Below are 24,818 nucleotides of genomic sequence, written 5' to 3' on the forward strand. Positions count from 1 at the left end.
GCGGATCGGATGCTTCGCCGGAATCAACGACTCCAGGTTGATCAACGCCACCGCATCCAACTGTCTCGACACCTTACCGCGCATACCCACAGCTTATCTATGCCGCTGCCCCGGAAAAGGACTTTTTCAGCAGGGTGCTAATACAGCCAACCTGGAAGATGGTCGCAGAGATGCTATATGCCGCCAGCGTTTACGAGTGATCACGGGCACAATATGTAATGGCGCTCCATCCCACTGGATTTATGGGCAAGCATTGGCAGCGGTTAGAGCGCTTTCACCTTATCTGTAATTGAGAAGATCTTGGTGTCGGAAGCTAAGGATGCGCAGTTTGAGTGAGGATTTACGGCTGCGCCGCAGAAACGACGCTTTGTGGCAAGACGGGCAGGAGAACACTCCTGCGGTAGGGTAAGACAATTTTTGACTAATCTTAGGGTCCATTCGGGGAGTTTTTCTGGCGGGGGGCAGGAGGGGCCAGCGCATATTGCGATAGACCTCGTATCGCTTTGGCGAAGCGAGGGCTGACAAATCCACCCCCCCCAAAAAAAAACACTCCCAATGAAATCCTACCGAAAAGCCGGATGGCTCTTCGCGCGCCTGTTCGCGCTCTTTTTCCTCACCTTTGGCGCTTCGTGGGCCAACGCCCAGGCCCCAAGCCACGATCCAACGACCATGATCCGCAATACGGATGGGCGTTACTGGATCTTCACGACCGGTGACGGCGTCTGGGCCATGTCGTCCAGCAACCCGAACTTCACCGACTGGCAGCCAGAACCCCCGGTGTTCCCGATTGGCACCTGGCCGGGCTGGATCGGCAATTACGTCAGCGGCTTCAACGGCTTCTTCTGGGCCCCAGAAGTCATCTACATGAACGGCCAGTATTACCTCTATTACTCCTGCGCAGGCATCGGGGCACCCGCCGCCATCGGCCTCGCCACCGCGCCCAACCTGCTGGGCCCTTGGACTGACCGCGGCCTCATTGTGGCCGGCAACAACGCCATCGACCCCGCCATCCTGCGCGACGGCAGCCGCCTCTACATGACCTACGGCAACTGGCAGACCGGCATCGACCTGATCCAGCTCAGCACCACGACCGGCCTGCGCTCAGGCTCCAGCCATTGGGACTTGGTGCCCGGGCAGGTCGAAGCGCCCTACCTGATCAAGAACGGCAGCTACTACTACCTCTTCTTCCAGCGCGGGCTCTGCTGCAACGGCGTCAACAGCAGCTACTACACCGTCGTGGCCCGCTCGACCAGCGTCACGGGACCCTACGTCGACAAGAATGGTGTCAGCGTCTCCAACGGCGGCGGGAGCGTTTTCCTCCCCAACCGCGACGGGCCCTATATCGGGCCCGGCCACGTCGGCATCGGCGAAGGCAAGCTGACTTACCACTACTACGATGGTAACGACAACGGCAACGCCAAGCTGCGGGTGACGACGCTCAGCTGGGTCAACGGCTGGCCCGTCGCCGACGATGTCACCATCCCCCAGCAAACCGTTGCGCCCGGCACCTACAGCCTGCAAAACCGCGCCAACGGCAAGATGCTCGACAACTACGGCTCGACCGCAGATGGCGCGATCATCTCGCAGTACACCGACAACACGAGCGTCAACCAGCGCTGGGTCGTCACCTACAGCGATGGCTATTACAAGCTGCAGTGCGTCACCGGCGGCAAGTTCCTCGATACCCTGGGCAACACCAGCGACGGCTCGACCATCGGCCAGTGGGCCAGCAGCCCGAGCTTTAACCAGCAGTGGATCTTCGTCCCGATGGGCGGGGGCTACTACAAGCTCGTCAACCGCGCGACGGGCAAATGCCTCGATACCGAGGGCTCGTCGAGCAATGGCGCTGAAATGAAGCAGTATTTCAGCAACACCAGCCCCAACCAGCAATGGCGCTTCGTCGCGCCCTAAGCTGACGCTTCGTTCCCCCCGCCCCGAATCGCCCGGTGGCGGGGGATCTGATCGCTTAGGGCCTACCTATTGCATCTTGTTCAAGCTCTCTGGGAGAGTTACATCTTTGGGCAAGTAGAGCAGTCCTCCACCGGCGGGATCTCCGGCCCAATCAGGATAAAAGATCGTGAACCAGATTTGCCCAGTGGGGACATCGATGAGAAAGAGCCAGGTGTTCAGTTCCGAGAAATCTCGCAAATAGTACGGGTTGAACCCTTCCGGTTCGCGGCGGTGCTCTTCGCTCAGTTTCTCAACCAAGGGAAGCGCTTTAAGGCTGACTCCTCCCTGCCCTTCGAACTCATGTGCCTGCACAAACTTCGCTGCGGCCTTAGGGGTCGTTTTGATATAGCCGACCAGCACGTTATCGCCGTTGTCGAAAAATTCCATCGCAAGTCGGCGGTTGGGTAAATCTACCCCTGCGATACGCTCCACATACGCGATATTCTCCTGACGACAATAGCCGACGAGCCCCGCATAGCCCAAAACGGAGACGATCAGCAATCGGTAGAGCCAGCGCATGATCCAAGATGCTAAAGCGTGTCGCTCGCAACAACGCAACGCTCAATGGTAGAGGCGGTCGCCACCAAATGAATTATCTTCTGCCCTCCCCTACTCCCGCACGCGGACCTTCGGCTTTTCCGGTAGCGGGGCGGCCGGGTCGAGGTAGAAGCTGGGGTGCGGCGGCTGGTTGTAGGCCACGTTTTGCCAAGCGAGTGCCACCCGGTATTGGGGGTCGTGCAACAGGGTGACGATGCGGTGTTCCGTCGGGATCGTGCTGGTGTAGATGCGCAGCTCGGAATTGTCGCGGGTGCGCCAGATGATTTCCTCGCGCCAGTCGCCCCAGATGTCGCCGCTGAGCGCCGGGGTGGCCTTCGTGCCGTTGTTGGAGGTGCAGGCGTGCGCGACGAGCAGGGGTTCGAGTTGCTCCGTTTCCCAATTCCACTTCAGCACGAAATTTCGGTCGAGCAGTTCACGCAACAGGTCGCCATCCCACCAGACGGCGAAGTTGGTGGGCAGGCCGCGTGGTTTTTCGAGCACGCGCTCGCCAGCGGCGTTGTAGATGCCGCTCATCCCGGCCCCTGCCGCCCAGGATTCTGAGCCGGGCCAGCGTGGGTCGATATTGAAGGCGTTGCCGCGACCGGGGCCTTCGCCCTTGTCGCCGCCCGATTCCGCTGCCTTGACGGAGGGGATGAGGAAGATCGGCTCACCACCGGCAGCATCGCGCATGTTCATGCCCTGTTGGTCGAAGCGTTCCTGAATGCTGAAGACTTCCAGCCCGGGGTTGGAGGGCACATGGTCGGTCACATGCAGGGCGTCGCCGTGGCCCCAGCCGGTGCTGTAGAGGCCGGTGCCGTCGTCGTCGACCACCATGGCGCCGTAGACGATCTCCTGCCGCCCGTCGTTGTCGACATCGGCCGCCGCGAGGTTGTGGTTGCCTTGGCCGGCGTAGGGGCGGTTTTCGGCGCTGGCCGAGCTGTCGAAGACCCAGCGTTGCTCCAGGTTGCGCCCGTCCCAATCCCAGGCCGCGAGCACGCTGCGGGTGTAGTAGCCACGCGCCATCACGACGCTGGGGCGCTCGCCGTCGAGGTAGGCCACGGTGGCGAGAAAGCGGTCCATGCGGTTACCTCGGCCATCGCCCCACACTTCGGCCATTTGCTCCGGCGTCGGGTGGGCTTCGGTCGGGTGACGCCCCGGCACGTAATCCACCGTGTCGAGCACCTTGCCCGTCTCGCCATCGAAAACGGTCAGAAACTCAGAGCCTTCGAGGATAAAGCCGCGATCGTTGACATAGTTCGCATCGGCGTCACCGATCACCTGCCCCAGCCCGTCAATGGTACCGTCGGCTGTCTTGCAAATCACTTCCGCGCGTCCGTCGCCGTCGAAGTCGTAGACCATGAACTGGGTGTAGTGGGCGCCGGCGCGGATATTGGGGCCGAGGTTGATCTCCCAGAGCTGGGTGCCGTCGAGTTTGTAAGCCTGGAGGATCACCGGGTCCGTCACGCCCGAGCGGGAGTTGTCCTGCGCCCGGCCTTCCTGTTTCAGCACGATTTCGAGGGCACCGTCGCCATCGAGGTCGGCCACCGAAGCGTCGTTGGGGGTGTAGCCCTCCGGAGTTTTGAGCGCGATCGAATGGTAGGGCAACGGCGGCGCACCAGCCGGCAGGGTGTAGCCTGGATCTTTCGCCGCGCTTTCCTTCCCGTCCACCACCGGACGCACCACGTAAGTCGTGTCGCGGTCGAGAGAGGGCCAAGGGTCGACCAACCACGTGGGGCCCGTCAGCGGCTGCTCGTTGAGCTTGACCGTACCGGCCTTGGCATCGTCTCGCGAGCGGAAGTCGCCCCAGTCCTGTTCGTCGGCGGGGGCAGTGGTGCGGTAGACATTGAAGGCCGCGCCTTCGGGGTCGTTGGCCAGCAGGCGCCAGCTCACAAATACGCTGCCATCGGGCTGGTGCACGGCCACCACGCCGCGGTCGAGGTGCTCCATCAGGGGCTGGGCCGTCAAAGCCAGCGGCGCGGTCAGCGCGAGGGGAAGAACGTATCGGGGTAGCATCCGGGCAGTATGGAGGCGCTGTACCGCCCTGTCTACCGGTCGCAAAGTCTGCCTGTCAGAATTGTTTACTAGACCCGCAGCCAGCGTGAACTGGCCGCCACACCCACCAGCGCCACAGCGAGCAGAGCAAACGCGAATGGCAGGCTCCAGCCTTTGGCGATGAAGCCGATCATGGCCGGGCCGACGAGGATGCCCGCGTAGCCGAGGGTCGAGATGGCAGGCACCGCCACGTGCTCGGGCATCGTCTGTTGCTTACCCACGGCGGTAAAGAGCACCGGCACGATGTTGGAGCAGCCAGCGCCGACGAGCGAAAAGCCGACCATGCCCGCCAGCCAGTGCGGCACGCCCACGGCCAGGGCCAGCCCCCCCGCCGCCAGCACGCCGCCGATGGCGATCACGCGCAGGCCGCCGAGCTGGCGCACGATGGCATCACCCGTCAGGCGGCCAATCGTCATAGTGGTGGCAAAGGCCGCGTAGCCGAGGCCCGCATGCGCCTGGTCGACCCCGCGCAAGGCGTGGAGAAACACGGCGCTCCAGTCGAGCACCGCCCCTTCGGTCAAGAACATGATGAAGCAGAGCACGCCAAGGAAGAGCACCACCCCACGCGGCAGCGCAAACAAAGGCCCACTGGAGGCGCTGCCATAGGGCAGGAGCCCGCGGATCGAGGCCAGAATCGTCGCCAGCAGGCAACCCACGACCACAAAGGCCGCGCCGAGAGGCGATACCCCGAGCATCAGAAGCAGACTGACTCCGCCCGCGCCGACGATCCCGCCGACACTAAACAGGCCATGGAAGCCCGACATCATACTGCGACCGCTCGCGCGCTCCACGATCACCGCCTGGATATTGACCACGCAATCGACCGAGCCGACGGCGGCGCCGAACAGGAACAGCGCCCCACCCAGCGCGACTACGTGCGAGGCTGTCGCCAACAGCGGCAGCGCCAGACACACGAAAAGACTGCTGATCACGATAACCCAACGGCAACCGAAGCGGCCCGCCAGCAGGCCCGAGAACGGCATTGCAATCAACGAGCCGATGCCGAGGCAGAGCAGCAGCAGGCCCAGCGAGCCTTCGTCCAGCCCTGCCCGCGCTTTGGCAAAGGGCACCAGCGGAGCCCAGGCGGCGATGGCCAGCCCGGCAATAAAGAAGGCGCAGCGGGTCGCCCATTGCTCGGCGCGACCGATGGGGGCAGGGGCCAGCGGTTCCATAGCCACTACTTGCGCTCCAGCCAATAAAGGGCGTAGCCCGCCCGCCAGCCGGTCAGGACGCGGCACGGCGTCTTCCAGTCGCCCCGCAGGTAGACGGCCTGGCGGATATTGTAACCTTGCCGGGCGCAGAACCGCTCGAACTCTTCGACGCTGATCTGGTTGTGCCGCCAGTCCTCCTCCCAGGCGCGGGGGAAGACGTCGCTCACGCCGTGGCGGCTGTGCCGCACGATGTCGAGGCGGTTGCGCCAGTAGCCAAAGTTGACGAAGCCGATGGCCATGCTGCCCGCCACGCGCAGGCACTCCGCGATCACCTTGCCGGGCTGGTCGAGCTCTTGCACGGTGCGTGACATCACGACCCAGTCAAACGCGCCGGCGGGCTGGTAGCTGAGGAAGGCTTCCGCGTCGCCCATGTAGACGTTGACGCTGCGTTTCACACAGCTGGCGACCTTCTCCAGGTCGCTGTCGACGCCCACGCCATAGACTTGCTTGGTGCGGGTGAGGTGTTCGAGCAGGATGCCGCGTCCGCAGCCCACATCCAGCACGCGTTGCTCCGGCTGGATCCAGTCGCTGAGGATGCTCTGCTCCGTCTCTCGCTTGATCTGTTGGCGGGGAGGCATGCGCTAGAGAAGGAAACGTTCTACGAGGTCGTAGAGTTCGGGGGCGTGCACGAGGAAGGAGTCGTGGCCCAGTGGCAGGTCGATCTCGGCGTAGCTCGCCTGCTTGCCGGCCCGCAGCAGGGCGAGCGCGATATCGCGGTTCTGGCGCGGCGGGAAGAGCCAGTCGCTCGTGAACCCAATGACGAGGGTACGAGCCTGCACCGGCGCAAACGTCTCCTCCAGCCGCCCGGATTCGCCGTAAAGGTCGAAGCGGTCGAGCGCCTTGGTAAAGTAGAGGTACGTGTTGGCGTCGAAGCGGTTGGTAAAGCTCTGCCCCTGGTAGCGCAGGTAGCTCTCGACCTGGAATTCGGCGTCGAACAGGGTGCGCGCGGCGGCACGGCTGACCCGTTCGCGGCCAAACTTCTGGTCGAGCCCGGTGTCGCTGAGGTAGGTGATGTGCGCCATCATGCGCGCCACGGCGAGGCCCACGTGAGGCCCGTGCCCTTGCGGGTAGGCGCCGTTGTTCCAGTTCGGGTCTTGCACGATGGCGAGGCGGCCGACTTCGTTGAAGGCGATGGCCTGGGCGTTCTGGCGGGCCGTGGTGGCCATGGGCAGGAGGCGGCGCACCATCTCCGGGTAACGCACGCCCCACTCCAGCACCTGCATGCCGCCCATGCTGCCGCCGACGACGGCAAAGAGCTGGTCGAGGCCAAGCTCCTCGGTCAACAGGCGATGCTGCGCGCGGACCATGTCGGCAATCGTCACGACAGGGAAGTCGAGGTGGTAGGCGTGGCCCGTCTCGGGGTTGATCGAGGTGGGCCCCGTGCTTCCCTGGCAGCCGCCCAGGCAATTGGAGCAGATGACGAAGAAGCGATTGGTGTCGATCGGCTTGCCCGGCCCGATCATGTTGTTCCACCAGCCCGGCTTGCGGTCGCGGATCGAGTGGACCCCAGCGCAATGGTGGTCGCCACTCAAGGCGTGACAAATCAGGATGGCGTTATCACGAGCCGCGTTGAGCTTGCCGTAGGTCTCGTAGCGCAGGCGGAAGCCGGGCAGGGTCTCCCCATTCACAAACGTGAAGGGCCGGGAGCTGACAAAATCATGCCATTCCACGAGTCCCACCTCGCCCGAGTGCGCGAAAGTATCGACTTGCTCCGGTTCTTGCATGTAAGCTGCCCAGCAAAACCAGACTTGTCTCCGCTGGCAACGTCGGACTCACCCCAACACGAGGTTCATCTGCTCCCACCTGTGCCTGCATGAACGATTTTTTCACGCACTTTTGGTCGACGAAGGGCTTCATGCCACACAGCCACTGCTATACCGTCGAGTATGGCACCTTCTGGCTCGCCGTAGGTGCCGACGTGCTGATCGCCGCAGCCTACTTCTCGATCCCGTACGCCCTCTGGATCCTGGTCAAGCAGCGGTCCGACCTGATCCACCGCAACCTGTTCTACCTGTTTGCGTCGTTCATCTTCCTTTGCGGCGTCACCCACATCTTCAGCATGATCGGGATGTGGCACCCACTTTATCGGGTCGACGCCGCGCTGCGGCTGCTCACCGGCCTCGTCTCGCTCGGCACCAGCATCGTGCTCTGGCGGGCACTGCCCACCATCCTGCAGTTCCCCAGCAAGGCGCAGATGGAAGCCGCCCAGCTCGAAGCCGCCCGGCAGGAGCTGCTGCGCGAGAAGGAGGCCGCCTCCAATCGCATGAAGAGCGAGTTCCTCGCCAACATGAGCCATGAGATCCGCACGCCCCTCAACGGCGTCATCGGCATGCTCGACGTGCTCCTGCAAAGCAACCTCGACGACCGCCAGAACGACTGCGTAAAAGTCGCGCTCGACGCCTCCGAGCGCCTGCTCGTGATCATCAACGACGTGCTCGACCTCTCCAAGATCGAGGCCGGCAAGCTCCAGTTCAACCACGCCGACCTCATCCTCCGCGAAGTGGCCGAAGAGGTGATGGACCTCCTGCGCCTGCAGGCCGACGAAAAAGGCCTCGCCTTTACCCTTCAGGTCGATCGGGCCTTGCCGCACACCCTCCATGGCGACGCCGCCCGCATCTCGCAGATCCTCATCAACCTGCTCTCGAACGCGCTCAAGTTTACCCGCCGGGGCGAAGTGGCCCTGCACCTGCGCCACGTGGAGACCGAAGCCCAGCGCGTCACGGTCGAGCTGGAAGTAAAGGACACCGGCATCGGCATCCCCCAAGACCGCCTCGACGCCATTTTCGACGCCTTTACCCAGACCGACGCCAGCATCCAGAAGCACTTCGGCGGCACCGGCCTCGGCCTCACCATCGCCAGCCGCCTCTCGCAGCTCATGGGTGGCGGCCTGCGCGTCGAAAGCGCCGTCGGCCAAGGCTCGACTTTCACCGCCCGCCTCCAGCTGCAAACGGCTCAGACCGCCGAAGCCAAGCCGGCCCCCGCTCAGCCCGCCTCGCCTGCCGCCGAGCCCCAGGGCCCGCAGTGGCACATCCTGCTGGTCGAAGACTCTCCGGCCAACCGCAACGTGCTGCAACGCATGATCGAAGGCCCCAACTACCGGGTGACAGCCGCCGAGACGGCCGAAGCCGCCTGGCCCCTGCTCGAAGCCGAGCCCTTCGACCTGCTCCTCGTCGACGTGCGCCTGCCCGGCGTCGACGGCCTCGAATTCACCCGCCTCTACCGTGAGCGCGAGCAGGCCCGCAACCGCACCCCCCGCCCCATCGTCGGCCTCTCTGCCCAAGCCATGCGCGAAGACGTCGAAGCCGGCATGGAAGCCGGCATGGACGCCTACCTCACCAAACCCGTCCGCCGCCACGAACTGCTCTCCATGCTCGACCGCTTCCGCCTCGGAGTCGAAGAGCAGCCGGTGGAGTAGAGGGGTTATTTCAGCCGCAGATGGACGCAGATTTTTGCAGATAGGATAACAAAATGGCACGGTTGACTGCGCTGTTTCTATATGTTTGTGGGGTCGGTTTTCTACTTCAGCCCTGGCTCTCGTCAGTCTTGCCGCTGTCATACAAAATGGGTTTGGCCGCCTTTGGGTCTTTTCTATTCGTTACGGACTTGGTGATCCAGTGGCATTCCGAAAATAAGGTGGGCAAGTAACCCCACTCGAAACACACGTCCTGATGCCTTTCCGCGCGCATGCGCCCATAAAGTTTCGGACCCCGGAATCCTATCCGCGTAAATCTGCGTCCATCTGCGGCTAAAAAACAGACTGCTTCGCCCATCCCGCCTCCGCGCTTGCACCGTAGGCGGGGGTACGCTTCTCTTGGCCGATGGACTGGGATGACTACTCGCCCATCGACTTTGAGGCGCAGCTGAACGAAGAGCAATACGCCGCCGTGACGGCCCCCGACGGCCCTGCCCTCGTGCTCGCCGGCGCCGGCTCGGGCAAGACGCGCACCCTGACCTATCGCGTGGCCTACCTGCTGCTCGAACGCGGCATCCACCCCGGCAGCCTCATGCTGCTCACCTTTACCAACAAGGCCGCGCGCGAGATGCTCGACCGCGTGACCGAGCTGACCGGCGAACACAAGCGCCCCTACTGGACGGGTACCTTCCACAGCATCGGCGGTCGCCTCCTGCGCCAGCACGCCGAGGCCGTCGGCATGCAGCCCAATTACTCCATCCTCGACGCCGACGACGCTGACAGCCTGCTGAAGAACCTGATCAAGAACATCGACAGCCGTTGGCTGCGCAACAAGGACAACCCCAAGCCCAGCGTCATCGGCGACCTGATCAGCTTTTCCCGTAACACCAGTATGAGCTTGCGCGAGCTGATCGGCGAGCGCATGCCCTGGGAAGAAGAGGAGCAAGTGGGCAAGATCCTGCAGTTTGCCGCCGCCTATCAGCAGGCCAAACAGCAGCAAAACGTGATGGACTACGACGACCTGCTCGTCTTCACCCGCGACCTGCTGCGCGATCACGAAGAAATCCGCGCCCGCCTCCAGCAACGCTTTACCCACATCCTCGTCGACGAATACCAGGACACCAACACGATCCAGAGCGAGATCGTGGACCTGCTGGCGGGCGAGCGCCACAACATCATGGCCGTGGGCGACGACGCGCAGTGCATCTACACCTGGCGCGGTGCCAACTTCGAAAACATCCGCGACTTCCCCGACCGCCACCCCGGCACCCAGATCTACAAGATCGTGCGCAACTACCGCAGCACGCCCGAGATCCTCGCCCTCGCCAACAGCGTGCTGCGCGCCCAGCCAGCCGCCGCCGGCTACGAAAAGGAACTCGTGGCCGCCCGCGAGCCCGGCCTCCTGCCCTTTATCGTGCCCGCCATCGACTCCAAGATGCAGGCGCAGTTCATCATCAAACGCATCGAAGCCCTCTTCCGCGACGGCGAGTGCAAGCTGGGCGACATCGCGATCCTCTACCGCTCGCACTACCAGGCGCTCGACCTGCAGCTCGAATTCTCCCGCCGCGGCATCCCCTTCGTCATCACCAGCGGCGTCCGCTTCTTCGAGCAAGCCCACATCCGCGACTTCGTCTCGCAGCTCATCGTCGTCAGCAATCCCACCAATCTGCAAGCGTGGGAGCGCCTGCTCTGCCTGCTGGAAAAAGTCGGCCCCGTCACCGTCAACAAGATCCTCAAGGCCGCGCAAAAGGTCGTGGAGGCCCAGGCGAAGACCCACCAGGCCGACCAAGGCTCGCTCTTCGAAGCCGCCGCCCCCCGCCAGAGCGAAAGCCTGATCCAGGCTATGGCCGACGAAACCGTGGTGGCCAAAGTGCCCGACGTCTCCCGCGACACCTTTGTCTCGCTCGTCGCCACCCTGCGCGAGCTGGAGGCGGCCATGCAACAGCCCGCCACCCTCGTCAAGCCCGTGCGCCTGATCGAGCTGGCGATCGAAGGCTGGTACGTCGACCACATGCGCAACCTCTACGCCAACTACCGCGAGCGCGAAGACGACCTGCAAGGCCTGGTGGAGTTCGCCGCCCGCTTCGAGACCCTCGAAGACCTGCTCTCGCAACTCGTGCTGCTCAACTCCGAGACCACCAACCGGGGCGTGGAGCTGAGCGACGACACCGTACGCATGACCACGATCCACCAGTCCAAAGGGCTTGAATTCCCCGTCGTGTTTGTCATCGGCGTGGCGGAAGAACAGTTCCCCAGCCGCCGCACGATCGAAACGGGCGACATGGAGGAAGAGCGCCGCCTCTTTTACGTGGCCGTGACCCGCGCCAAGGACGAGCTCTACCTCTGCTACCCCATGATCAACGCCGGGCGCGGCGGCGGCTCCCTCCGCCTCGAGCCCAGCCGCTTCCTGCAAGAGCTGCCTCGCGACCTCTACGAAAAGCTCAATGCCCGCAGCGTCACCGCCCACTATTAGCGCAGCAAGCAGGCCTTCTGCGCGAGAGCCTAGCCAGAATATTGCGCTTTGCCCACAAGCGGTCGATTTTTTGGATAAACGTTCGTATCAAAAGGTAAGCGGTTGGCCTTACTCACATAACTAACGAAGCTCATTCGGGGTAATAACCGATAAAGGCCATTGCATGAGGCCTAAATTACCTTATCTTGGGGCCCGTGTCTTCGCTTACTCCATTTGATCCCGATAAGGCGTCGGGCCGCTCCGACTGGGCCCCCGGCTTCACCGTAGTGGGCATTGGAGCATCCGCCGGCGGATTGGCCGCCCTGCAGCAGCTCTTGAGAGGCACCCCTGCCGATTCGGGCATGGCCTACGTCATCGTCGTGCACCTCTCGCCCGAGCACCCGAGCGCCCTCGCCGACATCCTCCAGCGCGAGACGGAGATGAGCGTGCGGCAAGTGACCGAAGACGTGGAGCTGATCGCGAACTGCGTCTACGTCATCCCGCCCAACCGCAACCTCGCGTCGATCGACTCGCACCTGCGGCTGGAGCCCCTCGAAGAGCAACGGCGCGACCGGGCGCCGATCGACCACTTTTTCCGCACCCTCAGCAACACGCACCAGCACAAGGCCGTCGGCATCATCCTCTCCGGCACCGGCAGCGACGGCACCATCGGCCTCGGCTACATCCGCGAGCGCGGCGGCATCTGCATCGCCCAAGACCCCGCCCAGGCCGAGCACAGCGCCATGCCCCAAAGCGCAATCGCCCACGGCGTCGTCGACCGCGTCCTGCTACTCGACAAGATGCCGGAGAATCTGCTCCAGATCCGCGACATCCAGGCCCAGATCCGCCTGCCCGACGACGTGGCTGAAGTCTCCGCCGCCGCCCAGCGCATGCTGCAGAAGATCCTCGCCCAGATCCGCGTGCAATGCGGGCACGACTTTACCCGCTACAAGCCCTCGACCATCGTCCGCCGCATCCGCCGGCGCATGCAGCTACGCTATATTCAGGACCTCGAGGCCTACCTGCAGATCCTCCGCGCCGAGCCCGACGAAGTCCGCGACCTGGCGGACGACATGTTGATCACGGTCACCAACTTCTTCCGCGACCGCAGCGTTTTCGACCACCTAGAGCGCGAAGTCGTCCCCCAGCTCTTCGAAAAGCTCGACCGCGACAACAACAAGATCCGCCTCTGGTCCGTCGGCTGCGCCACCGGTGAAGAAGCCTACTCGCTCGCCATCCTCCTGCTCGAAGCCTGTTCCGAGCTCGACGTGCGCCCCGAGATCCAGATCTTCGCCAGCGACCTCCACCACGAAGCCCTCAACCGCGCCCGCGAAGGCTTTTACTCCGAGTCGATCGAAGGCGACGTCCCGCCCGAGCGCCTCCGCCGCTTCTTCATCAAGGAGCGCGGCGGCTATCAAGTGCGCAAAGAAGTACGCGAGCTGATCATCTTCGCCCCGCACAACCTCCTGCGCGATCCCCCCTTCTCCAAGCTCGACCTCATCACCTGCCGCAACCTGCTGATCTACCTGCAGCGCGACGTGCAGCAAGATATCATCGAGCTGTTTCACTACGCCCTGAAGCCCGACGGTCACCTCCTGCTCGGGGCCTCCGAATCGGTCGACAACGTGGAGCTCTTCCGCTGTGCGGACAAGGAGCACAAGGTGTTTGTGCGGCGCAACAACTGCACGATCGAGCCGCGCATGCCGATCACCAACTTCGAGCACCGCCAGGAGCGCCCCGTAGCGCCCTCCCGCGTGCCCGAGGCCAGCTACTCCTACGGCAACCTGCACCAGCGCATGGTGGAGCTCTTCGGCCCGCCCAGCGTGCTGATCAACCACGATCACAACATCGTCCACTACTCCGCCCGCGCCGGCCAGTTCATGATCCAGCCCGGCGGCGCGCCCACCAACAACATCTTCAAACGCGTGCGCGACGAGATGCGCGTGGAGCTGCGCTCCGCCATCTACGCCGTCGAGCAAGGCGCCGCCACCACCTCCAGCAAGCCCATCGAGCTGCACGACGGGATCAAAGGCACCCGCAGGATCGTCATCCGCGTCGAATCCTCCGGCGAGGCCGAGATGGAAGGCTACCTCCTCGTCTTCTTCGACGAGGTAAAAGGCGATCACCCCGCCGTCTTCCCCACCACCCAAGGCAACGGCAGCGAAAACAGCCGCGAGCTGGCCAGTGAGCTGGAGCTGACCCAGCGCCGCCTGCAGATGGTGATCGAAGAATACGAGACCACCCAGGAGGAGATGCGCGCCTCCAACGAAGAACTCCAATCGGCCAACGAAGAGCTGCGCTCCACCCTCGAAGAGCTGGAAACGAGCAAGGAAGAGCTCCAGTCGATGAACGAAGAGCTCGTTACCGTCAACCAGGAGAACCGCCACAAGGTCGAAGAACTCTCCACGCTGACGAACGATCTGCAAAACCTCTTCGCCTCGACCGAGATCGCCACGCTCTTCCTCGACCGCCAGTTACGCATCCTGCGCTACACCCCCCAGGTCGGCCAGCTCTTCTCCGTCCGCCCCACCGACCGCGGACGCCCGCTGGGAGACTTTACCCACCGCCTCGGCTACGACCGCGTAGAGGGCGACGCCCGCGAAGTCTTGCGCACCCTGCAGCCCATCCAGCGCGAAGTGCAGGACGAGCAAAAAAACTGGTACCTGATGCGCATCCTGCCCTACCGCAGCGCCGAAGACCGCATCGAAGGCGTCGTCATCACCCTCGTCGAGATCTCCCAGCAAAAGGAGACCGAAGAACGCTTGCGCGCCAGCGAGCAAGACCTGCGGCAGCTCACCTCCACCCTGGAGGACCGCATCGAACAAGCCACCCAGACCGTCCGCCAGCTCGCCTCCAACCTCGCCCTGGCCGAGCAACAGGAACGCACCCGCATCGCCCACATCCTGCACGACGACCTCCAGCAAATGCTCGCCAGCGTGCAGATGCGCTTCCACATCCTGCAGCTCAAGCACCAGTTGCCGGAAGAAGAGGCCGACGAGCTGACCCGCGACCTGCAGCTGACGATCGACATGACGCGCAACCTCACGATCGACCTCAGCCCGCCCATCCTTGATACCGAAGGCTTTCCCGAAGTGCTGCGCTGGCTCGCCGCCCGCATGCGCGAAGAGCACAACCTTACGGTACAGCTGAAGCCACACCCCGAATTCCCCGCCTTACAGCGTGAGGTACAGGTACTGCTCTTCCAGATCGTGCGCGAACTGCTCTTCAACGTCGTGAAGCACGCGCAGACGCACGAAGCCAAAGTGACCCTTTTCACCACCGACTACCACTTGCAGATCCTCATCTCCGATGACGGCGATGGGTTCGATCCGGGGCAAAGCCAGGAAAAGCCCTCCGGCTTCGGCCTTTCGTCCGTGCAAGAGCGCCTCCAGCTTTTTGGGGGCACGCTTGACATTCAGTCCCGACCGGGAGATGGGTGCCGCATAACTGTGCAACTGCCCTTGGAGGCCTCCACCTGAACACCAGCATGAGCAACACGCCAAGCGATTCCACCCCGACTCGCGCTCCCCAGATCTTTGTCATCGAAGACCACGACAACCTGCGCAAACTGCTCGGGGTCTTCCTCGACATGCAGGACGACTTCGAGTTTGTCGGCAGCGCCCGCTCGGCCGAAGACGCGCTCGTGCTCGTGCCAGAGGTGAAGCCCGACATCATCATGGTCGACCTCTCGCTGCCCCGCATGAGCGGCGTGGAGTTCGTCCGGGCGATCAAGCAGGAGCTGCCCGAGGTAAAGTGCATCATGCTCTCCGGCCACAATGAGCGCAGCCACGCCGAGCAAGCCATCGCCGCCGGGGCCATGGGCTACATCCTCAAAGGCAACCCCCTCGAAGTCGGCGAAGCCATCCGCCGCTGCCTCGCCGGCGAAATCATCATCTCCGCCGAACTGGAACGGTAGGAAAGCAGAAGAGGCTCTCACAAAGAGCGCCAAGACACCAAGATCAGAGGCTGTGGCAAATAAGACCTGGTTTCTGCCTTCCCCATCTTTGTGCCTGAGTGAACTTGGTGAGAGAATCTGCTTTCGTTTCCGTTGCCCTCCGGCCTTGACTCCGGCCGCCAAATTGGCTTGTTTACGCGTTTTCAATTACTGAACGAACTTTTCTTTAGCAGATTTTATGGGACAACAACTCCGTGCTCGTGTGAAGCGTAAACGCCGCAATGCCTACTTGAACCGCCGTAAGGAGCGCCAAAAGGAGGCGATCCAGGCCAAGCGCACTGCCCGCGCCAAGAAAGCCTAAGCCGCTTCCCTGCAGGAGCATGAGCCTTTTGCGCCGCAACGCCCGACATTGGCAGCTCCCCTGCCTGGCGGGCTTTTTCTTTGCCCTCGCCCAGCCCATATTCGGGCAGGTCGAGATCGAAGAAGTGTCGGTGCGTCGCCTCGACGCCGCCCACTTCAAGCGGCTGACCGAGTATTTCACCGGCCACGAAAGCACCGGCAATCGCGTGCTCCTGCGCAGCGACCCCGCCACGCGCGGCGGCCTCTACTTCACGCTCGAACTGTCGGACGAGGCGGACAACCTGCCCGCCGGCAGCCAGTTCCGCGTGCAATACATCCGCCCCGACCTACCCGACGCGCTGGAGCAGCTCTACCCGCTGCCCGCCACCAACACCGCGCACCACACCGTCTACCTCGGGCTGACCGGCGACACCTGGCCAGACTCCGAAGCGCTGCCCCTCGCCTTCCGCGTGAGCCTCGTGGGCCCCGACGGCCAGGAACTCGACCACTACCAGAGCTTTCTCTGGGAGATGGAGTAGACTGCAGGCATGCCCGACTGGCAGCCTCTCCCCCAATCCCCCGCCTTTGAGCCCGCCGTGTGGGCGGAAACGCTCGATGGCGGCCAAGCCTTCCGCTGGAACCGCTTGCCCGACGGCCACGCCTGGCGCGGCATCTGGAGCCAGCACGCCGTCGAGCTGCGCCTCGACCCCGCCGCCAAAGTTGAGTGGCGCGCCCTGACGCCCGCCACCACCGCCGCCGACATCGCCTCATATCTGGCCCTCGACGTCGACTTCGCCGCCATGGCCGACGCCCTCCCGTGGCGGAGCGACCCCGTACTGGCCGCTGCCAAAGCCCGCTGGCCCGGCCTCCGCCTCCTGCGTCAACCTCTGGGTGAAGCCCTGCTCGGCTTCCAGTGCAGCGCCACCAAGCGCATCCCACAGATCAAACTGGGCCTCGACGCCATCGCCCGGCAATTCGGGCGCGACCTCGGGCACGGCTGCCACGCCCTCCCCACTTGGGCCGAGCTGGCCACGGTAGACGAAGCGGCCCTGCGCGCCACCGGCATCGGTTACCGCGCCAAAAACCTGCACCTCACCGCCCTCTTTCTGCAAGAGCACCCCGGCTATCTGGAAGCGGTCGAAACGCTGCCCTACCCCGCCGCGCACGCCCACCTGCTCGCGCTGCCCGGCGTCGGCCCCAAAGTCGCCGACTGCGTGCTGCTCTTTGGCGGCCAGCGCTACGAAGCCTTCCCCGTCGACACCTGGATCCTGCAGACCATGGCCGCCCACTACCGCCTCGACGGCTGGAAACCCGAGCAGATCGCCCACTTTGGCCGCGTCCACTTCGGCCCCGCCGCTGGCCTCGCCCAGCAGTTCCTCTTCGCCGGAGCCCGGCGCGGCAAGGGAGCATAGACTCTGCTCACGCCAAGCCGCAGAGCCGCCAAGGCAGCTATAGCGGTTTATCACCCCTGAAAACGCGGAACAGCAGGAGGAGAATTACGAAATAACTCTCTGCGGCTTGGCGCCTTTGCGTGAGGCATCCATAATCCTCCGACAAAAAAGCGCCGCCGCCCGGAGACGTGCGACGCTTGAGTAAAAGAACCGACTGGAGTCGCTTGCGCGAGTAATGACGGAGCCCATTCAATCAGCCTGGACACGGATGAACACCTCAGTAGCACCCCTCCGGGGTGCATCCCAGGGCTGAGATAAACCCGGGGTGTCGGTCCGCTACCGCGGACCTCAACCCCGCGCTAAGAGGTGGCAAGCCTCTGGCTTGCAGGATGATCCAGCATCCCGAAGGGATGCCATCCCTGAGCCGGTGGTTGAGGACGCTTTGAGTCCGACACCACCGGATAGGACCGAACCAGAGTCTGCACCCTGGAGGGGTGCCACTCCGGCAAGGTCTACCCAATAAAGAACGGATCAGCCTCAGTTGCCGAAGGCCGCGCCAAAGTCGGCGAAGTACCAGTAGATGCCGATGATGATGACGAAGAGGATGGCAGCCGCAATCGGGGCGAGCTTCCACGGCGTCATGTCGACCGCTTCCGGCGTGCTCTCGCCATCAAACGGCTTCTCCTGTGGCTTCACGAGCAGGATCACGCCCATCACGGCCAGCAGCAGCACAAAGACGAGGCCGAGGAAGTGGAACTCGTGGATCGCCGTGACCCAGCCGCTGAACGGCGGCACGAAGTAGCCGACTGCGATCGTCACAAAGCCCAGGATCAGCGCCACCTTCGCCGCCAGCGGAGGCACGCGCTTGTTGAGCATGCCAAAGAGCACCACCGAGAAGATCGGGATGAAATACATGCCGTTCATCTTCTGCAGGTAGGCAAAGATGCTCTGCGTCTGGGCCAGCAGCGGCGCCACCAGAATGCCCAACACGGCCACGATCACGCCGAAGATCCGGCCGGCACGCACCACCTCGCGGTCGGTCGCATTCGGGCGGATCTTGGTCTGGTAGAGGCCGAGCGAAAACAGCGTGGTGGAGCTGTTGAGCGCAGCGTTGAAGCTGCTCATGATCGCGCCAAACATCGCCGCAGCAAAGAAGCCGGACAGGTAAGGCGGCAGCACCAGGCTGACCAGCGAGCCGTAGGCGTGGTCGGCCTTCATATCCTGATCGCGGAACAGGTAAAAGGCCACGATGCCCGGCAACACGAGATAGAGCGGCCCGATGAGCTTCAGCAAGCCCGTCAGCAACACGCCCTTCTGGCCCTCTGCCAGGCTGCTCGCGCCAAAGGTGCGCTGGATGATCTGCTGGTTGGTGCACCAGTAAAAGAGGTTGAGCAGCAAGATGCCCGAGAAGACGGTCGAGAACGGCACGGAAGTATCGTTACCGCCGATGGAGTTGAACTTCTCCGGCACCTCCGTGCGCAGGATTTGCCAACCCTCCAGGATGCCGCCCTGATCGCCCGCCACCGCATTGAGGCCGAAGAAAATGATCATCAAGCCGCCCGTGAGCAGCAGGATGCCGTTCATGAAGTCGGCCACGGCCATCACCCGCGTGCCGCCGAGCAGCGCGTAGACCGAGCCCACGATGCCCACCGCCACGACGATCGTCCACAACGCCGTCTGGAACGAATCGGCGCCCAGCACCTGCTCCAGATTGAGGATGCCGATGAGCCCCGTCGCGCCCGTGTAAAGGATGATCGGGATGAGGATCAGCGCGTAGGCAATGAGGAAGATCAGGTTGGTGATCAGCTCCGTCTGCCGGTCGAAGCGCAGGTGCAGGTATTGCGGCACCGTCGCCACCCCCAGCCGCAAAAACTTGGGCAGGAAGAACAGCGCCATCGCGATCAGCGCGATCACCGCCAACACCTCCCACACCATCACCGCCAGGCCGTCCGTAAACGCCGAGCCGTTGAGACCGACCATCTGCTCGGTCGAGAGGTTGGTCAGCAGCATCGAAGCCGCGATCAAGGGGAAAGTCAGGGAGCGGCCCGCGAGGAAGTAGCCCACGCTGGTGTTCTTTTCATCCCGACGCGTGATGAACCACGTCAAGAAAGCCACCAGGCCGGTGAACAGGAAAAACGATACTACGGCTAGCATGAAAGGGGAGATCGGTTAGGGGTGGAGGGGTTTACCAACCTGATGTTTGACCGCCACGCTGCCGTAAGACAAGCCCGAAGGCTGCGGCAGCCCCACGAGCAGGGTTAACAGTTTACCGGCCCCTCAACCAGCCGAAGCTTCTCTTCATCAGAGCCCCTGCCGGCGCAGCGAATTCATGTAAGCCTGCGCGAGGCGCCCCTTGAGGCTCCGCCGATCTTGCGCCACCTGTTCGAGCACCTGCCACATCTTGCGATTATTTGGCGCACGGCGCGCCACTTCGGCACAGGCCGCGTCCACCCGGATCGCCCCCAGGCGCCCCTTCATCGGCTCCTCCAGCAACATGCGGCCCAGCGCCTCGTCGGGCAGCTCGGCCAAAGATTCGAGCGCCTTCGCCCGCTCGCGCTTGAAAGTGGCCGCAAAGCGCAGCCCCACCAGCCAGGCAAGCAGGGCCAGAAACAAGATGATGCCTGAGACGATCCAGAAAAGCATGGTAGATAACTAATCGGCAGCCAAGGTTGTCGCAACCGCACTGCGGCGGCTATCGGCCCCCTCGCCCCCTACAATCTCGCGATACTGGCGCAGCAGCTCCTCGTAGCGCGCGTCCGCCTGGGCAATGTAGACATCGGGCGACGCCTCCCAAAGGGCCTTCGTCTCCTCGTCTTGCAGCAAGTAGAGGCGACCGTTGCGCACCAGGAACACCGTCGGGTCTCCCGCCGATTGTACCTCCCGCTCCGCCTGCATGCAGAAGGCGCAATACCCACCGTAGGCCGGGGCATAGCGCGTCGGGTCGGCCATGAACAGGCGCCGATACTCATGGGTACGGAAATACCAGGTGGCCCCCAGCCATTGGTAAGTCAACAAGGGGCTGCCCTTGACCGCCGCCCCTTCCTTGAAATACGCGACCGGGTCGTAGCCTCCGATTGCAATCTGACGCTCGTTCAGCTCCTGAGCGCTGACGGGCTTGAAGGCATAGGCAGGGCTCGCCATCAGCAAATAGCCGAGAGCAGCGACTCCAAACAGGGACAAAGCGTGCCAGAACTTCATGGCACCCTACCTCTAGCACAGCTCGTACCGACTCGCAAATGAGCGACGCATTGCTCCCCAACCCGCTAAAACCCGTACTTTTTTATAGACACCGCGCCAGAACCGGACAGAGATAAAAGCACTATGCTGATGATGGAGCACCATTTCTACGAATACGTTGGCAAAAAGACCTTGGCGATCACCGCCCTGTTGTCCGTGATCTTCTTCGTGTGCTTCACGTTCATCCTCTCCGGCCACGTGCCGGACGCCAGCCCCACCTGGCGCATGATCTGGGGCGCCTATGCCGCCATGCCCCTCGCCGGCGTCTTCTTCTTTGCCAGCATGATGCTCTCCGTGCTCATGGCCGAACGCCGCCAGATCAAGAAGGCCCGCAAGGCCAAGGCCTAAACCGCCCGCAAACCACTTTCGCAAAGAGGAGCACCCCACACCGGGCGCTCCTTTTTTGTGTCTGCAGCTAATGGGCCACTGATGAAACACGGACAAGAGTAAAATCCTGTCCGTGTTTTGATCCGTGAAAATCCGTGGCCGATGCCAAATGCCAAGCCCCCACTTACTCGTCCAGCATCGCTTCGGCTTCGGCGCGGGCGCGCTCGCGCATGCGGATGACAGGGCGGCTGAGCAGGATGGCCAGCTCGTAGAGCAGATACATGGGCAGCGCCAGCAGCATCAGCGAAATCGGGTCGCCGCCCGGAGTCACCAGCGCCGCCACGACGAGGAAGACCACAAAGCTGTAGTGCCGCCAATCCTTCAGGCGCTGCACGTCGAGCACGCCCAGGTAGACAAGCAGCAGCAGCAGCAAAGGGAACTCGAACGACAAGCCGATACCCATCACGCTCCAGGTCAGCAGCGAATAATAATTGTCGGCCGTGATCAGCAGCGTAAAGCCCAGCAAGTCGTTGAAAAAGACGGAGGCCCGCAGCATCATCGGCACCACGAGGAAAAAGCTGAAACACGCGCCCAGAAGGAAAAGGATAAAGCCGAGCACGCCCCCAGGGATCAGCAACCGCTTCTCGTGATTCGTCAGCCCTGGCGAGATGAAGCTCCCGAAGAAATAGAGCACGAACGGCCCGCCAAGCGCGACGCCACCGACCATCAGCAGGTTGAAAACGACCGAAAAGACGCCCATGAAAGACGTCATGATCAGCCCCTCCATCGTGGCCGTCTCCGCCCGCCCGCTGATGGCAAAATTGTAGGGCCACATCAGCAGTCGGGCAAAATTGGTGAGAAAAATGGTGACGAGTACTGTCCCGACCAGAAAAGCGCCCAGCGATTTTACAATCGCCCAGCGCAGGTCTTCCAGATGGTCCAGAAAACCCATGGCCCCGGGCTCGGAGGCTTCAGGCTCGGCCCAGACTTCCCCGGTGGGTGAAGTCTCGTCGCTATCGTCGTGGTGGGAATGAGGGGGGCGGGCGTCCATGTTTGACTATTGACCCGTAAAAACGGTGATCCCTGTCGTTGACAGGGCAGTGACAACCTTCAAGGCTCCGACTTTCGGCTTATCGCTTAATTCGAAAAACCTCTTTGATTTGTTCTCCAAACCTCAACCGTAGCTAGCATGCCTGCTAACTCCAGCCAAAATCAGCCTGCGTCAAGCGACGCGAACAAGTACGTCTACGCCTTTGGTAAGGTGACGGACGGTAACGCGAAAATGCGCGAACTCCTCGGGGGTAAGGGCGCGAACCTGGCCGAAATGGCCAGCATCGGCCTGCCGGTGCCTCCCGGGTTCACGATCACGACCGACGTCTGCACCTACTACTACGACCACGGGAAGAGCTACCCGACCGAGCTTGAAGCCCAAGTGCGCCAGGCCGTGGCCCAAGTCGAGCAGGAAACCGAGAAGAAGTTTGGCGACACCGAAAACCCGCTCCTGTTCTCCGTGCGCTCCGGCGCCCGTGAGTCGATGCCGGGTATGATGGACACCATCCTCAACCTCGGTCTGAACGACCAGACCGTGAGCGCCCTCGCCAAGAAGAGCGGCAACGAGCGCTTCGCCTACGACTGCTACCGCCGCTTCGTCGCCATGTATGGTGACGTCGTCATGGGCGTTCAGCCCGCGACCGACACCGATCCGGAGCCCTTCGACCACGTGCTCGAAGGCCTGAAGGAAGAAGTGGGCGTCCACTACGACCACGAACTTTCCGTCGACCAGCTCAAGGAGCTCATCAACCGCTTCCAGCAGCTCATCAAGGAGCGCACCGGTGCTGCCTTCCCGCAAGAGCCGTGGAAGCAACTCTGGGGTGCGGTCGGCGCCGTGTTCAACTCGTGGCAAAACGAGCGCGCCAACGTCTACCGCCAAAAGTACAACATCCCCGCCGCCTGGGGCACCGCCGTCAACGTGCAAGCCATGGTGTTCGGCAATATGGGCGACGACTGCGCCACCGGCGTGGCCTTCACCCGCGACCCCGCCAATGGCGAAAAGGTGTTCTACGGTGAGTACCTGATCAACGCCCAGGGCGAAGACGTCGTCGCCGGCGTGCGCACCCCCAAGACCATCAGCGAGCTCAAGGAAGAAATGCCCAAGAGCTACGACGAGCTGATGGAAGTCCGCGCCAAGCTGGAAGACCACTTCCGCGACATGCAGGACGTCGAATTTACCGTTGAAGCGGGCAAGCTCTACATGCTGCAAACCCGTAACGGCAAGCGCACCGGCCTCGCCGCCGTCCGCATCGCCGTCGAAATGTTCAACGAAGGCCTGATGGACAAGAAGACCGCGATCAAGAAGATCCCGGCCGAGTCCATCGACACCCTGCTCGTGCCCGTCTTCGACCCGGCCAAGCAGAAGGAAGCCAAGGTCATCGGTACCGGCCTGCCCGCCGGCCCCGGCGCCGCCTCCGGCCACATCGTCTTCTCTTCCACCACCGCTGCTCGTGAAGCCGCCGCCGGCCGCAAGGTCGTGCTCTGCCGCAACGAGACCAGCCCGGAAGACCTGAAGGGCATGCTCGCCTCGCAAGGTATCCTCACCTCGCGCGGTGGCGTCTCCTCCCACGCCGCTCTCGTCGCCCGCCAGCTGGGCAAGGTGTGCGTGTGCGGTGCGACCGACGTGAAGATCGACTACGCCAAGAAGACCCTGACCTCGGGCGGCGTGACGATGAAGGAAGGCGACTACATCTCCATCGACGGCACCACCGGCGAAATCTTCCAGGGCCTGATCGAAACGATCCCCTCCGAAGTGCGCCGCGTGCTCTCCGGCGAGATGAAGGCGGAAGAAAGCCACGCCTACGACCTCTTCGCCACCGTCATGGGCTGGGCCGACGAAACCCGCACGCTCGGCATCCGCACCAACGCCGACACCCCGGCGATGGCCCGCGAAGCCGTGCAGTTCGGCGCCCAAGGCATCGGCCTCTGCCGCACCGAGCACATGTTCTTCGAAGGCGACCGCATCACCTTCATGCGCAAGATGATCCTCGCCGGTGACGAGGAAGAGCGTCGTGCCGCCCTGGCCAAGCTCCTCCCCTACCAGCGCGAAGACTTCGTCGGCCTCTTCCAGGCGATGGACGGCCTCCCCGTTACCATCCGCCTGCTCGACCCGCCCCTCCACGAATTCCTCCCGCACGACGACGCCACCCGCCACGACCTGGCGGACAAGCTCGGCGTGTCCACGGAAGTCATCGCGCAGCGCGTCTCCGCCCTGCACGAAGAGAACCCGATGCTCGGCCACCGTGGCTGCCGCCTCGGCATCACCTACCCGGAAATCACCGAAATGCAGGCCCGCGCGATCTTCGAAGCGGCCGCTGAAGTGGTCGCCGCCGGCACCAAGGTGAACCCCGAAGTGATGGTCCCGCTCGTCGGTTTCAAGGACGAGCTCGCCAACCAGGCCAAGATCATCCGCTCCGTCGCCGACGAGGTGATGAAGGAAAAGAGCGTGAAGATCGAGTACAAGCTCGGCACCATGATCGAAGTGCCCCGCGGCGCCGTCACGGCCGACGAAATCGCCAAGGAAGCGGAATTCTTCAGCTTCGGCACGAACGACCTCACCCAGACCACCCTCGGCCTCAGCCGCGACGACATGGGCTCGTTCTTCGAAGACTACCGCAACCTGGAAATCTTCGACCGCAACCCGTTTGCCAGCCTCGACCAAGTCGGCGTCGGCAGCCTGGTGAAGATCGCCGTCGAAAAGGGCCGCCAAACCCGCCCCGACATCAAGCTCGGTATCTGCGGTGAACACGGTGGCGACCCGGCCTCGATCAAGTTCTTCCACCAAGTGGGCCTCAACTACGTCTCCTGCTCGCCCCCCCGCGTCCCGGTGGCCCGCCTCGCTGCGGCCCAAGCCGCCCTCTAAGGCGACGCCACACGCGTAGTTGATTCAGAGACACCTTTCAGCCCCCGTCCCGAGCATCTCGGGCGGGGGCTTTTTTGTGCGAAAAGGAGAAGAAGGCGGGGA

At 63.2% G+C, this 24,818-nt stretch carries 18 protein-coding genes; 9 read left to right on the forward strand and 9 right to left on the reverse strand.

The window, feature by feature from the left end; translation table 11 throughout:
• Positions 1-555 precede the first annotated feature (555 nt).
• Entirely contained in the window at positions 556-1,911 is a 1,356-nt protein-coding gene (locus tag Q7P63_08835; GenBank protein MDP0500194.1) for a family 43 glycosylhydrolase, read from the forward strand.
• Between the two features lie 66 nt (positions 1,912-1,977).
• Here the strand turns inward: Q7P63_08835 and Q7P63_08840 are convergent, their stop codons facing one another.
• The 5 genes from Q7P63_08840 to Q7P63_08860 all read right to left on the reverse strand — a co-directional run bounded on the left by Q7P63_08840 (position 1,978) and on the right by Q7P63_08860 (position 7,474).
• Positions 1,978-2,469, reverse strand: coding sequence for a hypothetical protein (locus Q7P63_08840; protein MDP0500195.1), 492 nt, complete (start codon positions 2,467-2,469; stop codon positions 1,978-1,980).
• A gap of 90 nt (positions 2,470-2,559) precedes the next feature.
• A complete protein-coding gene (locus tag Q7P63_08845; protein MDP0500196.1) occupies positions 2,560-4,500 on the reverse strand; it encodes a rhamnogalacturonan lyase in 1,941 nt (646 codons plus the stop codon).
• Between the two features lie 68 nt (positions 4,501-4,568).
• Entirely contained in the window at positions 4,569-5,711 is a 1,143-nt protein-coding gene (locus tag Q7P63_08850; GenBank protein ID MDP0500197.1) for an MFS transporter, read from the reverse strand.
• A 5-nt stretch (positions 5,712-5,716) separates the two neighbouring features.
• Positions 5,717-6,328 (reverse strand): methionine biosynthesis protein MetW, encoded by a 612-nt coding sequence (locus tag Q7P63_08855; GenBank protein MDP0500198.1) that lies wholly within the window; start codon positions 6,326-6,328, stop codon positions 5,717-5,719.
• 3 nt (positions 6,329-6,331) lie between these two features.
• A complete protein-coding gene (locus Q7P63_08860; protein ID MDP0500199.1) occupies positions 6,332-7,474 on the reverse strand; it encodes a homoserine O-acetyltransferase in 1,143 nt (380 codons plus the stop codon).
• Between the two features lie 89 nt (positions 7,475-7,563).
• On the opposite strand from Q7P63_08860, the gene Q7P63_08865 reads away from it, so the two are divergent.
• The 6 genes from Q7P63_08865 (at position 7,564) to Q7P63_08890 (ending at position 17,260) form a co-directional block, all read left to right on the forward strand.
• Entirely contained in the window at positions 7,564-9,165 is a 1,602-nt protein-coding gene (locus tag Q7P63_08865) for an ATP-binding protein (GenBank protein ID MDP0500200.1), read from the forward strand.
• Between the two features lie 403 nt (positions 9,166-9,568).
• On the forward strand, positions 9,569-11,635 hold the full coding sequence (locus Q7P63_08870) for an ATP-dependent helicase (GenBank protein ID MDP0500201.1): 2,067 nt from the start codon (positions 9,569-9,571) through the stop codon (positions 11,633-11,635).
• A gap of 194 nt (positions 11,636-11,829) precedes the next feature.
• Entirely contained in the window at positions 11,830-15,093 is a 3,264-nt protein-coding gene (locus Q7P63_08875) for a CheR family methyltransferase (protein MDP0500202.1), read from the forward strand.
• A gap of 8 nt (positions 15,094-15,101) precedes the next feature.
• A complete protein-coding gene (locus Q7P63_08880; GenBank protein MDP0500203.1) occupies positions 15,102-15,530 on the forward strand; it encodes a response regulator transcription factor in 429 nt (142 codons plus the stop codon).
• A gap of 359 nt (positions 15,531-15,889) precedes the next feature.
• A complete protein-coding gene (locus tag Q7P63_08885; GenBank protein ID MDP0500204.1) occupies positions 15,890-16,387 on the forward strand; it encodes a hypothetical protein in 498 nt (165 codons plus the stop codon).
• A gap of 9 nt (positions 16,388-16,396) precedes the next feature.
• Positions 16,397-17,260, forward strand: coding sequence for a DNA glycosylase (locus Q7P63_08890; GenBank protein ID MDP0500205.1), 864 nt, complete (start codon positions 16,397-16,399; stop codon positions 17,258-17,260).
• A gap of 516 nt (positions 17,261-17,776) precedes the next feature.
• On the opposite strand, the gene Q7P63_08895 is transcribed toward Q7P63_08890, so the two are convergent.
• The 3 genes from Q7P63_08895 to Q7P63_08905 all read right to left on the reverse strand — a co-directional run bounded on the left by Q7P63_08895 (position 17,777) and on the right by Q7P63_08905 (position 20,437).
• Complete coding sequence (locus Q7P63_08895; protein MDP0500206.1) at positions 17,777-19,393, reverse strand: solute:sodium symporter family transporter; 1,617 nt, start codon at positions 19,391-19,393, stop codon at positions 17,777-17,779.
• Positions 19,394-19,540: 147 nt separating this feature from the next.
• Positions 19,541-19,882: a hypothetical protein gene (locus Q7P63_08900; GenBank protein MDP0500207.1), complete on the reverse strand. Its 342-nt coding sequence runs from the start codon at positions 19,880-19,882 to the stop codon at positions 19,541-19,543.
• Positions 19,883-19,891: 9 nt separating this feature from the next.
• Positions 19,892-20,437 carry a YHS domain-containing (seleno)protein gene (locus tag Q7P63_08905; protein MDP0500208.1) on the reverse strand — a complete coding sequence of 182 codons (546 nt, stop codon included), beginning with the start codon at positions 20,435-20,437 and terminating at the stop codon, positions 19,892-19,894.
• A gap of 129 nt (positions 20,438-20,566) precedes the next feature.
• Between Q7P63_08905 and Q7P63_08910 the strand changes: the two genes are divergently transcribed.
• Complete coding sequence (locus Q7P63_08910; GenBank protein ID MDP0500209.1) at positions 20,567-20,824, forward strand: hypothetical protein; 258 nt, start codon at positions 20,567-20,569, stop codon at positions 20,822-20,824.
• Between the two features lie 163 nt (positions 20,825-20,987).
• On the opposite strand, the gene Q7P63_08915 is transcribed toward Q7P63_08910, so the two are convergent.
• Positions 20,988-21,854 carry a twin-arginine translocase subunit TatC gene (locus Q7P63_08915; protein MDP0500210.1) on the reverse strand — a complete coding sequence of 289 codons (867 nt, stop codon included), beginning with the start codon at positions 21,852-21,854 and terminating at the stop codon, positions 20,988-20,990.
• A 138-nt stretch (positions 21,855-21,992) separates the two neighbouring features.
• Between Q7P63_08915 and ppdK the strand changes: the two genes are divergently transcribed.
• Entirely contained in the window at positions 21,993-24,716 is a 2,724-nt protein-coding gene (gene ppdK, locus Q7P63_08920; protein ID MDP0500211.1) for a pyruvate, phosphate dikinase, read from the forward strand.
• The last annotated feature ends 102 nt before the right edge of the window (positions 24,717-24,818 follow it).

This window comes from Verrucomicrobiota bacterium JB022 (assembly GCA_030673845.1).
Classification (GTDB): Bacteria; Verrucomicrobiota; Verrucomicrobiia; order Opitutales; family Oceanipulchritudinaceae; genus WOUP01.